At 62.9% G+C, this 13967-nt stretch carries 13 protein-coding genes; 4 read left to right on the forward strand and 9 right to left on the reverse strand.

The window, feature by feature from the left end:
- Positions 1–22 precede the first annotated feature (22 nt).
- Complete coding sequence (locus tag FAA97_RS20735) at positions 23–1114, forward strand: ABC transporter substrate-binding protein (protein WP_246041615.1); 1092 nt, start codon at positions 23–25, stop codon at positions 1112–1114.
- 425 nt (positions 1115–1539) lie between these two features.
- Here the strand turns inward: FAA97_RS20735 and FAA97_RS20740 are convergent, their stop codons facing one another.
- From FAA97_RS20740 to FAA97_RS20760, 5 genes are all read right to left on the reverse strand, one after another.
- Positions 1540–1971: a c-type cytochrome gene (locus FAA97_RS20740; protein ID WP_037094849.1), complete on the reverse strand. Its 432-nt coding sequence runs from the start codon at positions 1969–1971 to the stop codon at positions 1540–1542.
- A gap of 141 nt (positions 1972–2112) precedes the next feature.
- Positions 2113–2547: a c-type cytochrome gene (locus tag FAA97_RS20745; RefSeq protein WP_077546207.1), complete on the reverse strand. Its 435-nt coding sequence runs from the start codon at positions 2545–2547 to the stop codon at positions 2113–2115.
- Complete coding sequence (locus FAA97_RS20750) at positions 2544–4028, reverse strand: multicopper oxidase family protein (RefSeq protein ID WP_037094843.1); 1485 nt, start codon at positions 4026–4028, stop codon at positions 2544–2546. Before FAA97_RS20750 ends, FAA97_RS20745 begins: the two co-directional genes overlap by 4 nt.
- Positions 4029–4103: 75 nt before the next feature.
- Positions 4104–4505, reverse strand: coding sequence for a hypothetical protein (locus FAA97_RS20755; protein WP_115672697.1), 402 nt, complete (start codon positions 4503–4505; stop codon positions 4104–4106).
- A gap of 70 nt (positions 4506–4575) precedes the next feature.
- Positions 4576–5715 (reverse strand): YncE family protein, encoded by a 1140-nt coding sequence (locus tag FAA97_RS20760; protein WP_246041614.1) that lies wholly within the window; start codon positions 5713–5715, stop codon positions 4576–4578.
- Between the two features lie 1038 nt (positions 5716–6753).
- Here FAA97_RS20760 and FAA97_RS20765 point away from each other — a divergent pair.
- The 3 genes from FAA97_RS20765 (at position 6754) to chrA (ending at position 10032) form a co-directional block, all read left to right on the forward strand.
- Complete coding sequence (locus tag FAA97_RS20765; protein WP_136600481.1) at positions 6754–7467, forward strand: IS6 family transposase; 714 nt, start codon at positions 6754–6756, stop codon at positions 7465–7467.
- A gap of 340 nt (positions 7468–7807) precedes the next feature.
- Positions 7808–8626, forward strand: coding sequence for a chromate resistance protein ChrB domain-containing protein (locus tag FAA97_RS20770; RefSeq protein WP_136600482.1), 819 nt, complete (start codon positions 7808–7810; stop codon positions 8624–8626).
- A 2-nt stretch (positions 8627–8628) separates the two neighbouring features.
- Positions 8629–10032, forward strand: a complete 1404-nt coding sequence (gene chrA / locus FAA97_RS20775; protein WP_113462392.1) for a chromate efflux transporter — start codon at positions 8629–8631, stop codon at positions 10030–10032.
- A 15-nt stretch (positions 10033–10047) separates the two neighbouring features.
- Here chrA and FAA97_RS20780 read toward each other — a convergent pair whose 3' ends face one another.
- The 4 genes from FAA97_RS20780 to FAA97_RS20795 all read right to left on the reverse strand — a co-directional run.
- Entirely contained in the window at positions 10048–12192 is a 2145-nt protein-coding gene (locus FAA97_RS20780; protein WP_136600483.1) for a xanthine dehydrogenase family protein molybdopterin-binding subunit, read from the reverse strand.
- The gene (locus FAA97_RS20785) at positions 12192–12659 is read right to left on the reverse strand and encodes a (2Fe-2S)-binding protein (protein WP_136600484.1); all 468 of its coding nucleotides are present in this window, start codon (positions 12657–12659) and stop codon (positions 12192–12194) included. The genes FAA97_RS20780 and FAA97_RS20785 overlap by 1 nt, the downstream gene beginning before the upstream one ends.
- Positions 12644–13252, reverse strand: coding sequence for a class I SAM-dependent methyltransferase (locus tag FAA97_RS20790; protein ID WP_136600485.1), 609 nt, complete (start codon positions 13250–13252; stop codon positions 12644–12646). Before FAA97_RS20790 ends, FAA97_RS20785 begins: the two co-directional genes overlap by 16 nt.
- Positions 13253–13315: 63 nt before the next feature.
- Positions 13316–13967, reverse strand: a 652-nt coding sequence (locus tag FAA97_RS20795) for a Crp/Fnr family transcriptional regulator (RefSeq protein ID WP_206110083.1), incomplete at its 5' end; no start/stop codon positions are given.

The raw sequence follows: 13967 nt of genomic DNA on the forward strand, positions 1-13967 counted from the left end.
CACCGGGGTTTCCATTCTGGCAATGGGCGCAGCAAGCGCCATGGCTCAAGACGCCAAGGAAATCGGCATCCCCGACAGCGAATATTCGTTGGAGGCACTCATCGAAGCGGCCAAGAAGGAAGGTCCGATCACCGTTATCGACGCTACGGGCAAGATCGTCACGATGGCGGAGAACTTCTCCAAGAAGTATGGCCTCCAGGCGACCGGGGTCAAGATGAGCGGCCAGGAGCAGGAACAGGTCATCGCGCGTGAAGCGGCTGCCGGCAACGTGCGGACCGACGTCTTCAACATGAGCAACCTGCCCTCGGTCACCAGCCAGATCCTCCCGCAGGGCTTCGGGGTATCCTGGCTTGCCCCAGACCTGAAGGACAAGATCCCCGCCGAATATCAGAGCCCGGCGATCACCAGCAACAATCCATGGGTCTTCGCCTACAATACTGACGTTCATGGCGATACCTGCCCGGTCGACAATCTCTGGGCCCTCACGACGGAGGAATGGAAAGGCCGTGTCGCCATTCCCGATCCGCTGCTTCGCAATGAAACGATGTTCTGGTTCAACCAACTCGCCACCCATGAGGATGCCGCCATGCGCGCCGCCTATCAGGAGCAGTTCGGCGAGGAGCTGACGACCGACGAAGCGAGTGCGACGGCAGAATGGGTCAAGCGTTTGGCTCAGAACAAGCCGAAGGTGACCAAGAGCGACAGCGACGTCGGTCCCATCGTCGGTGCCAAGGAAGAAAAACCACCGATCGGGTTCCTCAGCGCCGCCATTTTCCGCGATGCCAAGAAGGACGGCTATGGCATGGGCATCTGCAAGGAGATGAAGCCGTGGATCGGGCAGCTCACCCCGCGGGTCGCCGTGATCGCGGCCGGTACGAAAAGCCCCAATACCGCCAAGCTTTTTGCCCGATTCATGATGACCGAGGAAGGCATGGCACCCCAGCTTGGTGACGGCAAGATCTCGACGAACGTCGACGCGAAAATGCCAGAAGGAGAGGCGTCTGGAATCGCCACCCATCTTGATCGCCTCTACGTCAATCACTCCGAAACGACGCAGGATGACTTTGCCAAGTTGCAGGACTGGCAAGACTTCTGGCTTACAAACTCGCGCTAAGTGAGAAGCCCCGCGCCCATCTGTGGGCGCGGGGCGACAGAGGCGCCAACCGTGACTCGGTTGCCCCAACACGCGCATGTCGATGAATCTGATCTGACCCTCGGGTCCGCGCTCCGTGAGCGCGACTTGCACATCGAAATTATATTCCGGGTCAAGAGAGGTTGCCGCGACGGTCACGGACAGGCTGATGGTCGTTTCATCCGCGAAATAAGACGTATGAAACGGCTGATCCTCTTGGGCATTTGACGCCGACACCAGCAAAGCCAGAACGACAAATGCGCATGTTATGCCAGTTCGCATTGCACACCCCTCCCATAGGCGACTTGGCCGCCTCATCCTATCACACCACAACTCCACTCGCAGCCGCCCGATTTCCTCAAACCCGCCTCGACAGGTCTGGCAGGGTATCTCGCCGCCAATGCTCCTCAATTGATGCCGTTCGCCCGCTGAAGCTCGCGCACATAGGCCACGATCGTAGCGACGTCGGCCCTCGTCAGACCCGGCTGAGGAGGCATGTTTCCGAATTTCCAGTGATGCGCGCGCACGCCGTTGGCGACGGCCATTTCAAAGGCGTAGTCTCCGTGGTGAGAAGGTTCGTATATCCGATGGATGAGCGGCGGGCCGGCATCGGTTCCGGCCGCGTTCTTGCCGTGGCACGCTGCACAGACGGCGTTGAAAGCTCGTTCTCCCATCTTTGCGGTGTCGGACAATGACGAAGGCACGACAACCGACAATGCCGTCCCCTGGCCCGATACTCCTCTTCTGGCTTCGTCTTCCGATCCGGTTCGATTCCAAAGCGCAAAGCCCGCAACCGCTGCCGCGGCGACGAGCAGAGCGAAGACGTTTCTCTTGTTCATTTGTGAATCCTTATGTCTTTAGGCCGCCGAACACCCTCTCTGCCGCCATCAACTGCCGAACCCGTCGGCATGAATGTGGTGGTGGGGCGGCGCGCGATGGCGATGTGGGGCCACGAAATTGTTTTCGTGGCCTCCGGCGTGTCAGCCGTTCGAGATGCGGCGTTGGTAGTCTGCCTCTCGCTGCGGCCAGGTACTCTTGATGTAGTCGAGGACAGCCTCGATCTCGGCGGAGGTCAGAGCCTCCCGAAAGCCGGGCATGTCACTCTCGTAGCCACCGCCAACCACCGCGGCGGTCCCATCGGTGATGATTGCGAGGAGCTGCCTGTCCGAATGATGCCAGGTGTGACCGGTCTCGTCATGCGGCGGCGCCGGAAGGCGGCCGCTCGTGCCCGGGCTGCGCCAGTCGGGCTGGCCTTCGAGTTTCGTGCCGTGACAGCTCGCACAGTTCGCTAGATAGACTGCCCGGCCAAGGGCGATGCGATCGCTCGCCTCCTGACCGGATCGTCCCTTTCCGACCAAGATCGCACCGGCCGCCGCCAGGAGAGTTGCGGCGACCGCGATCCAGAGCGGTTTCATGCAGCGATCCTGAACTCGGTCATCATCCCGGTGGCCAGATGCGGCATATGATGGCAATGCAACATCCAGCTCGCGGCCTCGCCGGCATCAAGGGCAACAGTGACCATCGACATCGGCGGTATGTACACGGTATCGCGGCGCGCACCTTCGAAGCGTCGCCTGTTGATGCCAACAACCTGGAATGCATGCCCATGCAGATGCATCGGGTGCCCCATCATCGACATATTGTGGAACATCAGTTCCACCCGATCGCCGCTCGTTGCGGCAACCGGCCGATGCTTGCCCCATGTTGCTCCGTCGATGGTCCAGACATAGGGCTGCATCGAGCCGCCGAGCATGATCATGTGGCTTCGATCCACCGGACGGGCGGCAAGCGTGTCGACAGCGACCAGCCGTGACTCCTGAGACAAGTCCGTGTCGAAGGCCGGGGCGTCATTCGCTGAAAGGGAATCGATCCTGTCGATCGTGGCGCCCGCGGGGGCGAGAATAATGCCGGTCCTTTCACGTTCGCCCTCCCTGAGCGCCAGAATCGGCCATGCGCGGGTCTCATTTGGAAGGTCGATCTCCAGGTCGAGACGCTGCCCCATGGCCAGCCCGAACCGCGAACCCGCGACCGGCTGGACCTCATGCCCGTCGACGGCGACGAGCCGGGCTTGTGCTTCGCCCGTGTCGATCCAGAAAACGGTGGCTGCGGCTGCGTTGATGACACGGAGGCGAACCCGGCCGCCGCGTTCGACCTGAACGACATCGGGATCGGACAGGGTTCGGTCATTGGCGAGATAGGCATCCCAGTCGTAGTCGTTGAGATCCATCGCCATGTTACCCATATCCATGGCCATCGAGCCCATTCCCCCGGCCTCGCCCTGGTTCATTCCAGGCATGCCGCCATGGTTCATGCCTTGCATCGCGCGTGACATGCCGGCAGCGCCATGTCCATCAGCGCTTGCGCTGGTGATCTCTTCCAGCACTTCTTCCGGTGTCTTGAACGCGAAGTCGTGCAGGAACAGGACGACTTCCTGCCGATCGGCGGATAGGTCTTCTGCCCTCCGGACGATCAGCGGCGCGGCGAGCAATCGCATTTCCTGGATCGGCACATGGCTGTGCATCCAGTGCGTTCCGGGCTGGGGCGCGAAATCGAAGCTGCGCGTTTCACTGGGCTGAAGAAGCGGCTGCGGCATATCCGGGACGCCGTCCTGAGCGTTCGGGGGAATCTGGCCGTGCCAATGAATGATCGTGGACTCGGCGAGATCGTTGGTCAGATCCACCCGAAATCGCTCGCCCGGATCGAGGAGCAGCCCCTGCCCGTTGGGACCAGCAAGTCCGAAAACGGTGGCCGGTCGATTGTCTATATCGAGCGTGCGGCTGGTGGCGGCCAGGCGGATCGCAGCCGCGTCCTGGCCGTAGGCCCTGATGGGGAAATGGGATGCAGCAAGCATGGCTGCGCTGGCGGCGAGGAAGCCGCGTCGTGAAAAGGTCGTCATATTCGTCACCTCGGGACGATCTGTCCCGCCTGAAAGGTCCAAATGGATCGCAGCGGGATCAGCCCCGTCGCAGGCTCAGAGGAGGCGCGATATAGGAGGGCGATCATTCCGGCCGGGAGCTGCCGCAACGAAGACGGCATCCGGCGGGAAGGGATATTTTTGCCGCGAGCTGATTTGCTTTGCCGAAGTACGCACAACCGGAAGCCAGGCCGATATTCCGGCGCAGGCGAAGGCGCACAATCCGGCATCTGCTTTGCAGGATTTCCCTTCGCTGCAAGCGGCCATCGAAGAAGAGGCTTGCTCCATGTGCTGCGTCAGCGCGGCGCGTTCCAACATCCCGGACATGCGGGTCTCGTGTGCTTGAACGGCAAAAGAAGCAGCGGCAAGCGAGATGGTTGTAACAATGATAAGCAACGCGCGAAGCATGGGCAAAGAATAGAGCCTCGCCGACCCTTTGTCCATTGATGAAGCCTGCATGCCGGCCGTCCTGCTCATAGGTTTGAGGCTTAGGTCGTGCGGGGCGGCGAAGCGCCGCCCCGACGTTGCATCACTGCGCCTGATAGGTGACGCCGTTCGGTCCCTTGCCGACAGCATATGTCTTGACCACGGACTGGCTGCCGACGTCGATCTGGGAAACGGTCCCGGCCACGATGTTGGTGACGAAGACAAAGGCTCCGTCGGCAACGACCGTCACGCCGTGAGCGCCCTTGTCCGTCTGGATGGTCTTCACGACATTCCCGCCTACGACATCGATAACCGAGACCGTCTCATCCGGCTCCGTTTCGGTTCCCTGGTTCGCGACGTAAACCAGCCGGCCATCAGGCGTGGCGTAAACCTGGATGGGCGAACGGCCGACATTGATGCGTGCGATCACCTCGCGCGACTGCGTGTCGATAACGGCGACCTTGTTTTCATCGCGCAGCGAGACATAGACCCGCTTTCCGTCAGGTGTGAAGCCGACCTGGACGGGCGCAACGCCTACCTTGATCCTGGCAACTTCCGAAAGCGCCGTTGTGTCGATAACCGAAACAGTACCGTCCTGGACATTCGCGACATAGATGGCGCTTCCATCCGGGCTCATCCGCAGGCCGTGGGGGTAGTCGCCGGTGCCGACCGTGGCGACGACCTCGCCCTTGGCAAGATCAACGACCGACAAGCTGTCGTCTTCGGAATTCGAGACGTAGGCGCGATTGCCTTGCACGTCTGCGATCACATGCGCAGGATGCCCACCCACGGGGATCGACGCCTTCACGCCGGAGGAAATATCGGCCGCGTCGAGGACGATCAATTGGCCTGCGACAGCGGCATCACCATGTCCGTCGCCGCCATGGCCAGCCCCATTGGACGCATGAGCGTCTTCAGCTTTGCCGGCGACCGGCAGGCCCACCGCCAGCACCAAATCTTTTCCCGATACGAACTGCACGTTGTGGGGCGTGATCGGGACCGGAACGATGTCGATCTTTTCCGTGGTAAGGTCGATGCGGCTAACGGTGTTGCCAAATTCATCGGCCGTATAGACGAAGCCGGTTGCAGCAGGCTCCGCTCGGACGGTGGCGGCGAACGGAATAGCAAGCACCAGGGCCGATGCCGTCGCGAAGGCCAGCATGGCCGCACGTCTGCGAATCGCGGTTGCTGTCAGGACTGCCGCGGTGATGGAAATCGAACGGGTCGAGTGGGTCTTTAACATGGTATTCAGCTCCTCGGCTCGCAGCCTTGCGGGCTGCTCGAGCACATCTTGAGGTGAGTTTGAAAAGTGGCCCGGCGTGCGGATACCGAAGACTTCCTCGCGTGCCGCTGCCTACCGATTTCGGCAAGGTCCGTGCATGGCCCTTTCTGGCTCGCCGGCAGCCGACGATTGGAGGCTATGTCACGTCGGCGTCACGCAGAACGGCTCGTCTCCTCGGCCGTATCGTTGGGCGGCCTGGGACGCGCACGGTCGGAAGACTAAGGCATTGTGCCAGTCCTCGGGTCGGCTGGAGCACACGGACAGAACAGGCCGAAGGTGCTCAGATGACCAAGATGGATCGCGGAGGTCGCTTCTGACGACGCAACTCCGCGGATGAGGGCACGGGCGATGCAGCCGGCGAGACTGTCTCGGCGTTCAACGTGCGCCAGCTCCAGGCCGTGTTCAGCGGAGCGCAGAGGAAGCACCCGAGGCTCGACAGGCAGTGACCGCTGTCGCACGGGTGCTCGGCGCCGCGTTGGGTATCGTTGTCGCAGGGCATGCGCACGAGGAGGTCGGCACAATCCCCAGCTTGAGTCATGAGCGCCGGGATGCCCTCCCTTGAAGCAGCACGCGCTTGATGCCCGCCATCTGTGAGAAACGCCGTAAGCCCGAACGCGATGGCGAAGAAAAGGATAAACCCGCGCCGCAAGGCGGTCGCCCAATTATGCGACCTTCTGAACGCCTTGACCATTGTCACGCCGGCGGCCACCACGGCTCATCCTTCGGTTTGCTTGAATGTAGAAACTGGGGGCAAATCTAGCGCAGATCCAGAATGATCACTTTGCGCTGCATCAAACACGTAGGGATCAATGCTTGCGAGGCCGCTCACCGAAACGACCTGCGCGCCAATCTCCGCAAATGAGTGTGCTGCTCGCGCGGAGAAGCGCGCTCGACTAGATAGAATTTACCCGTGGGCTGACTGTCCGGCGCGCTATTTCGTGTTCCTGAGGTGGCGTCGCCTTAACCGCCTGTTTTAGCCGACTTGATATTCGGATTGTCATGACCGAATTCCCTGCCGCCCACTTCAGACGCCACCGCTTTCCTGCCGAGATCATCACCCATGCGGTCTGGCTGTATTTCCGATTTCCGCTCAGTTTACGCGACGTCGAAGATCTGTTGGCCGAGCGCGGCATCAACGTCTCATTCCAGACCGTCTCGGAATGGGCGGCGAAATTTGGCTTGAAGTTCGCCAATCAGCTCCGACGCCGCTCACGAGGCCAGTTTGCCGACAAGTGGCAGCTCGATGAGATGGTGGTGACGATCAAGGGAAAGAAATACTGGCTGTGGCGCGCCGTCGATGCCAACGGCTACGTTCTCGACGCCCTCTTGCAAAGCCGAAGGAACAAGGCAGCAGCCTTGCGTCTGATGCGCAAACTGCTCAAGGGTCAAGGTATCGCCCCGCGCGTGATGCTGACCGACAAGCTGCGTTCCTATTCGGCTGCGAAGGCGGATTTGATGCCGAAGGTCGAACATCGCTCGCCCAAGGGATTGAACAACCAGGCTGAAAATTCCCATCTTGCTGTGCGACGACGAGAGCGGCGCATGATGCGCTTCAAGTCCGCGCGGCAATGTCAGCGTTTCGTCTCCACTCACGGCCAGATCGCCAATCTCTTCCTTCTTCACCGCAAAGACTTGACCGCCGCAGACCATCGCCAGCTTCGCACTCACGCCATCTCGACCTGGCGGGAAATCGCTTTGTCGATTGATGCGTGAAGTTCAGGTCGAAGAGACTACCGCATCCCAAACTCGGTTAAGGCGACGCCACCGTCCGGAGAGGATGCACCAGAAGGACTGCCCGGAAGAAGATGCTTCGCTTATGTGGCTGGGCTCTCGCATTGAAGGGATCTGAACCTCTGACCCAGTCCCTCACCTCCGCGTTATCATTGTCAGCGGAGATAATGAGAAAGTCAGAATCTTGTCGAGACTATGCGGCAGTCACGAATTGACAGCCTCCAAAACTGCTGTAAATCAATCTCACATGGGGTCGCGATCACCCCACGAGGCGTCATGCTAGAGAATCGCGTCCATTGACCCGGCTAACGGAGGACGCGCGATGCCGTCGTTTCTTGAAATTTCACCCGAAAAGCTAAACCGCCTTGTTGGTACACCGAGTGCTCCGGTGCTCATCGACGTGCGCACGCACGACGATTTCCAGGCCAATCCGAGGCTGATCCCCGGTTCGCGCCGCCATCCCTATGATGATGTCGCAGCCTGGGCGGGGCATGTGACCGGCGAAGCTGTCGTGACCATCTGCCAGAAGGGCAAGAAGCTCAGCCATGGCGTGGCCGCCTATCTGCGGACGGAAGGGATCACTGCCGAAGTTCTGGAAGGCGGGTTTGAGGCGTGGCAAGCCGCGGGTCTTCCATTGGTGCCGACCAGTCTCATTCCGGAGCGCGACGCTCAGGGGCGGACCGTCTGGGTGACGCGCGCGCGGCCGAAGATCGACCGAATCGCCTGCCCCTGGCTGATCCGGCGTTTCATCGATCCGGACGCTCTCTTCCTGTTCGTTGCCGCAAGCGAGGTCACCGCCGTCGCGGAACGCTTCGGTGCCACGCCCTTCGATATCGAGGATGTCTTCTGGAGCCACCGGGGCGAGCTTTGCACGTTCGATGTGATGATCGAGGAGTTCGGACTTGGCACGCCCGTGCTGTCACGGCTCGCAACGATCGTGCGCGGCGCCGATACGGCCCGGCCGGATCTGGCGCCCGAGGTGGCCGGTTTGCTGGCGGCTTCTCTCGGACTGTCGCGCATGTTCAATGACGACCTCGAACAGCTTGAGGCTGGCATGACACTCTACGACGCATTCTATCGCTGGTGTCGCGATGCGACGGGGGAGGCGCATGACTGGCCTTCCGCGAGAAAGGGAGGCTGATCATGGCGGACACGATCGTTTCGGTGAAACCTTCGCGCGGGCCGACGGAGCACGGCGTCTCGTTCAGGGAGGCGTTCAAGGTCTGGCTGCGCGTCGCGGCGCTGAGTTTCGGCGGTCCGGCGGGCCAGATCGCGGTCATGCATCGGATCATCGTCGACGAGAAGAAGTGGGTCGGCGAAAGCCGGTTCCTGCACGCGCTGAACTACTGCATGCTGCTGCCCGGCCCCGAGGCCCAGCAGCTCGCTGTCTATCTCGGCTGGCTGATGCATCGCACCGCCGGCGGCCTCATGGCCGGCATCCTCTTCATCCTGCCCGGCTTCCTGTCGATCCTTGCGCTCAGCTATATCTACGTCCTCTACGGCGAGGTTTCCGTGGTCGCGGGGCTGTTCTTCGGATTGAAGGCCGCGGTGCTGGCAATCGTTCTGCAGGCTGTTTTCCGCATTGGCGGCAGGGCGTTGAAAAGCCCCGCGATGGTGCTGATCGCGGCGGCGGCCTTCATCGCGATCTTTGCTTTCCAGGTGCCCTTTCCCCTGATCATACTGGCGGCCGGGGCCATCGGCTTTGTCGGGACAAGAACCGGGCACGGATGGTTTGCAGTCTCCGGCGGACATAAGGCAGCGGCAGGCAAGATCCTGTCCGATGCGGATTCCGCGCTCGGCGAAGCCATGCCCGCGCATGCGAGGCCGAACCTCCAATGGTCGCTGCGTGTTTCCGTGGTCCTCTTGCTGCTGTGGCTCGCGCCCGTTGCAATTCTCTACGTCACGCTCGGCGCGGACAATGTCTTCACCCAGATCGGCGTCTTCTTCAGCAAGATGGCCGTGGTTACGTTCGGCGGCGCCTATGCGGTGCTGGCCTATGTCGCGCAGGAGGCGGTGCAGAACTATCAATGGCTGCGGCCCGGCGAGATGCTCGACGGGCTCGGCATGGCGGAAACGACCCCGGGACCGCTGATCATGGTGCTGCAGTTCGTCGGCTTCCTGGGCGCCTATCGCGACGCGGGCGGTCTCGGCCCCCTGCAGGCCGCAACGCTCGGGGCCGCCCTTGCAACCTGGGTGACCTTCGTGCCGTGCTTTCTCTGGATCTTCCTCGGGGCGCCGTTCATCGAGCGGCTGCGCAGCAATGTGGCCATCTCCGGTGGCATGGCGGCGATCACGGCCGCCGTCGTCGGCGTGATCCTCAACCTTGCGATCTGGTTCGGCCTGCACGTCCTGTTTGCGGATGTGACCACTCTCCAGGCCGGGCCGCTCAAGATGGAAGTTCCCATGCTTTCGTCCGTCGACAGGGCCTCGCTCGTGCTGACGCTCCTGGCGGTCCTTGCAATCTTTCGCCTGAAAATGTCGGTGATGACGGTGCTCCTCGGCAGCGCGGTACTCGGCATGGCCTGGACCCTTGCCGGCATGCGGTGAGGGCGGGATTTATCCTCACGCGACGCTTACCGGAAGCCGCATCACGGTTTCACCGGTGATGGCCGCGACCGCATTGGTGATGGCGGCCGTCGCGCAGACGATGGCCGTCTCGCCGGCGCCGGTCGGCGCGGCACTGCCCTCGACAAGCCGGATGTCGATGTCGGGCACATCGGACAGGACCGGAACGGCATAATCGAAGAAATTCTCGGGCGTGATTGCGCCGCCGTCGATGGCGAGCGCTTCCCTGAGGGCCATGCCGATGCCCCAGACGAGATTGCCCTCGATCTGTGCGCGAACCTGATCCGGATTGATCACCAGGCCGCAATCATGGGCGCACCACAGGCGCGCCACCTTGTATCCGCCGTCCGTGCGGATCACCCGCGCGATTGCTGCGGCATAGGACATGTCCTTGTAGATACCGCAGGCAAGGCCCATCCTCTCTTCGCCCGAGCCCGGACGATCGCTCCAGCCGGCCATGTCCGCGACCTCTTCCAGGACGGCCTTCAGTCGCTTGTGCTCCGGTGGCAGCGCCGCAAGCCGCATCGCCAGCGGGTCGAGCCCCTTGACCCGGGCGAGTGCATCAATGGCCGTCTCCATCGCCCAGTGGTTCGCGGCAGCCCCGAGGCCGCGCCATGGACCCGTCTTGACCGGGAGGCGCACATCCTCGAAGGCCACATGCGTCGCATCCGCGCGATAGGGCGGGATCGCACCCCGCCCGACGCCGGGATCGGGGGCGAAGCTCGTGGCGAACTGCAGGCCCGGTCCCATGGCGGCGGAGGTGAAGATGACGTGACCGGAGCGGAACATGTGGTGCCAGCGCAAAATGCGCCCCGTCCCGTCGGCTGCCGCCCGGATACGGTGGCAGGACGGCGGTCGATGGAACCCCGCCTGGAACTCGTCGCGCCGTGACCATTGCACCTTCACCGGCCTGCCGCAGAGCCTGGCCAGCCTTGCCGCCTCCAGCTCGGCCGCAACAATGGTCCGTGCGCCAAAACCGCCACCGATCCGCATGGCATGCACCCGGACGGCTTCGCGGGAGAGGCCGAAGGCGGCGGCCAGCGTGTCGCGCACGAAGAACGGGTCCTGCGTTCCGGTCCAGATTTCCAGGCCGCCATCGACGAAACGGGCAATGGACGTGCGGGGCTCGATCGAGGCATGTGCCGCGAGTGGCACGGACAGCGTGATATCGATGTCGAAGGGACCGCGCCCGGCCTCGCCCTCGTCGAGCATGACGTGCTCCATCTGTCCGGCGTCAGCCACGTCAAGCATAGTATCGACGTCGGCGGTCGCGTTCGGCGGACCGTTGTCCTCGTCGATTGACAGCAGGTCCAGCGCCTGCGCGAGCGCACCGCGACGGGTGGCCACGATGCCGACGAAATCGCCCTCGCGGTAGAGGCCGACATAGCCGGGCACGACGCTTGCAGCCGACGCATCGACGGAGCGGATCTGCCCGCCGATCGTGCGCGGACGGACGACCGCGCCGAACACCATGCCGTCGAGCCTGATATCGTCGGCATAGAGCGGCCGGTTGCCGGTGACGATCGCCTCGATGTCGTGCGTCGGAATGGGGCGGCCCACCGCGCTGTGACCATCCCGCCTTTCCATCAGCCTCGGCCGTGCTGTCCCGACATCCTCCGCCTTTACGAGCAGCGGCGGGCCGGACGCGAGCGCCTCGAACGTCAGAAGGCTGGCGATGCCGTCGCTGACGCCGTCCGCAACAATCTCGAGCGCCGAGACGGGCCGACCGAGCCGCTCGGCGGCCTTGCGCAGGATGGCGTCGCGAAGGGCAGCCGCCGCTTGCGCCACCAGCGGTCCGGTCTCGCGCATCGCATCGGAACCGACCGTCGAGCGGGCGACGGGAATGAGCGCCGTATCGGGCAGGTCCAGATCGATGCGATCGAGTTCGATGCCCAGTTCGCCGGCGGCAACCTGTCTCAGCCCGATGGATATGCCTTGTCCCATTTCCGCGCGCGTCGACAGAAGCCTGAACCTGCCGCCCGGCCGCAAGCTGATCCAGGCGGCCGCTTCGGCGGGCGTCGATCTGTTTCGCGGCGGCAAGACGGGCATCAGCGCGAATGTTGCCCCGCCAGCAACGACCGTGATGCCCGCAGCACTCCAGCCGAGCGCCTCGAGAAAGCGTCTCCGGGACAGGTCTGCCATCACCGTTCCTCCCGCATCATCGCCTGCGCCCGGATGATCGCCTCGCGTATCCGCGCCTGCGTTCCACAACGGCAGAGCACGCCATCCATGGCTTCGGCGATGTCGTCGGCACCGGCCTCGGGCCGTGCGGCAAGCAGCGCATAGGCGGTCATGATCTGCCCATTCTGGCAGTAGCCACATTGCGGCACGCTCTCGGCGATCCAGCTCTGCTGGACGGGATGCAGTCTTGCCCCCGTGGACAGTCCCTCAAGGGTCAGGATGGCTTTGCCGTCGAGGGAACCGGCGGGGAGCAGGCAGGAGCGCGGCGCCTCGCCATCAATTACAACCGTGCAGGCACCGCAGGACCCGACGCCGCAGCCGAATTTCGGACCATTTAGCCCGAAATGGTCCCTGAGCACGAAGAGCAATGGCGCTTCTGCAAGATCGTCTGGAATGGTCTCCGCCTTTTTGTTCAGAAGGATGCGCATTGCGACGCCTCCTGCTCTTGAAGCGATGACAGGCGGGTGATCCGGTAGACGCTTGCCGGCGGCAGGTTCAGGGGCACGAAGCGACGAAACCGTGCGGCCAGGCCAAGCCGGAGCAGGACGGCTTCGGGTACAGGGCATCGCGGACCGTAGGTGAACTGGTAGAAGCACGCGTCGCCGACAAGGCGCTCGAATGCACCAGCGAGGATGCGTTCGACCTGACCCGGCGGCATCGACAGAAGCGGCAGGCCGCTGACGGCCGCCGAAAAGCCGCGACATCCGGAGGGTAGTGTTGCCGCATCGCATTCGAGCACGGATGCGGCCGGAAAGCGTATCCGCAGCAATTCGGCGAATGCCGGTTCGCGTTCGACGAGCGTCAAGGCCGCTTCGGGAATGCCACGTCGCAGGAGCGCTTGCGTAAAGACCCCGGTACCCGGTCCGAGCTCCAGAACAGGGCCGGAGCGTGGCGAGATGTCGGCGGTGATCGCCTCGGCGAGCCGGCGGCTCGAAGGGGCAACCGCGGCCACCTGGAGGGGCCGGCTTATCCATGACCGGAGAAACAGCAGGTGATCGGGCGTGCGTCGCGACAGGTTCATGTTCGGCTCCATCATTGATGAAGCCGATATTGCGAAGACCGGTTCGGTCCGCATTAACCCGGGTTAAGTCTCGCGCACGCCGGCCCGGACACGGCGCGCGATACGGCTCAGGCCGACCGGCGTGATGCCGAGATAGGAAGCCAGATCCTTTTGCGGCACGCGGGCCGCCAGATGCGGCTCTTCGTCAAGCAGCAGCCTGTAGCGGGTTTCGGCGGACATGGTCAGGAACTGGCGCTCACGGCGTTCCTTGCGCTCGGCGAAGATCATCAGCGCAGTGCGCACCATGCGCGACCAGGCCAGATCGCGATCCGCCAGTTGTTCGACGACCCGGAACGGCATCCTTTCCAGCACGCAGGCCTCGATCGCGCAGACGGAAAAACTCGCCTGGCCCGAGCGCAGCGCCGAGAGGCTCGCGAAAAACTGCCCTTCAGCGACCAGCGACTTTGTCCATTCGTCGCCATGCGCGTTGAGATAGGTCAGCTTCAGCAAGCCCTGCCGCACGACATAGATGAAGGGGTGGGCTTCGTCCTGCGAAAACAGGGCCTCCCCGGCGTTGAGATGGCGCAGTTCGATGGCGTTCATCAGGAGGTCGCGCTCGGCAAGGATTTCTCCCGCGATGCTTTCGAACAGGCCGATGGCCCTGCAATCCTCAGGCCTGACGCGCACCTTGAAATCTCCTGTTTGGACGTAAGGAAGGGCCGGCGGAACAGCATCC

Source organism: Peteryoungia ipomoeae (genome assembly GCF_004912165.1).
GTDB classification, from domain to species: domain Bacteria; phylum Pseudomonadota; class Alphaproteobacteria; order Rhizobiales; family Rhizobiaceae; genus Allorhizobium; species Allorhizobium ipomoeae.

What these genes read in the sequence shown, in the direction of transcription:
- FAA97_RS20735 (WP_246041615.1), top strand. Translation starts at nt 23, where the DNA reads ATGGGCGCAGCAAGCGCCATGGCTCAAGACGCCAAGGAAATCGGCATC.
- FAA97_RS20740 (WP_037094849.1), bottom strand. Translation starts at nt 1,971, where the DNA reads ATGAACAAGAGAAACGTCTTCGCTCTGCTCGTCGCCGCGGCAGCGGTT.
- FAA97_RS20745 (WP_077546207.1), bottom strand. Translation starts at nt 2,547, where the DNA reads ATGAAACCGCTCTGGATCGCGGTCGCCGCAACTCTCCTGGCGGCGGCC.
- FAA97_RS20750 (WP_037094843.1), bottom strand. Translation starts at nt 4,028, where the DNA reads ATGACGACCTTTTCACGACGCGGCTTCCTCGCCGCCAGCGCAGCCATG.
- FAA97_RS20755 (WP_115672697.1), bottom strand. Translation starts at nt 4,505, where the DNA reads ATGCAGGCTTCATCAATGGACAAAGGGTCGGCGAGGCTCTATTCTTTG.
- FAA97_RS20760 (WP_246041614.1), bottom strand. Translation starts at nt 5,715, where the DNA reads ATGTTAAAGACCCACTCGACCCGTTCGATTTCCATCACCGCGGCAGTC.
- FAA97_RS20765 (WP_136600481.1), top strand. Translation starts at nt 6,754, where the DNA reads ATGACCGAATTCCCTGCCGCCCACTTCAGACGCCACCGCTTTCCTGCC.
- FAA97_RS20770 (WP_136600482.1), top strand. Translation starts at nt 7,808, where the DNA reads ATGCCGTCGTTTCTTGAAATTTCACCCGAAAAGCTAAACCGCCTTGTT.
- chrA (WP_113462392.1), top strand. Translation starts at nt 8,629, where the DNA reads ATGGCGGACACGATCGTTTCGGTGAAACCTTCGCGCGGGCCGACGGAG.
- FAA97_RS20780 (WP_136600483.1), bottom strand. Translation starts at nt 12,192, where the DNA reads ATGGCAGACCTGTCCCGGAGACGCTTTCTCGAGGCGCTCGGCTGGAGT.
- FAA97_RS20785 (WP_136600484.1), bottom strand. Translation starts at nt 12,659, where the DNA reads ATGCGCATCCTTCTGAACAAAAAGGCGGAGACCATTCCAGACGATCTT.
- FAA97_RS20790 (WP_136600485.1), bottom strand. Translation starts at nt 13,252, where the DNA reads ATGAACCTGTCGCGACGCACGCCCGATCACCTGCTGTTTCTCCGGTCA.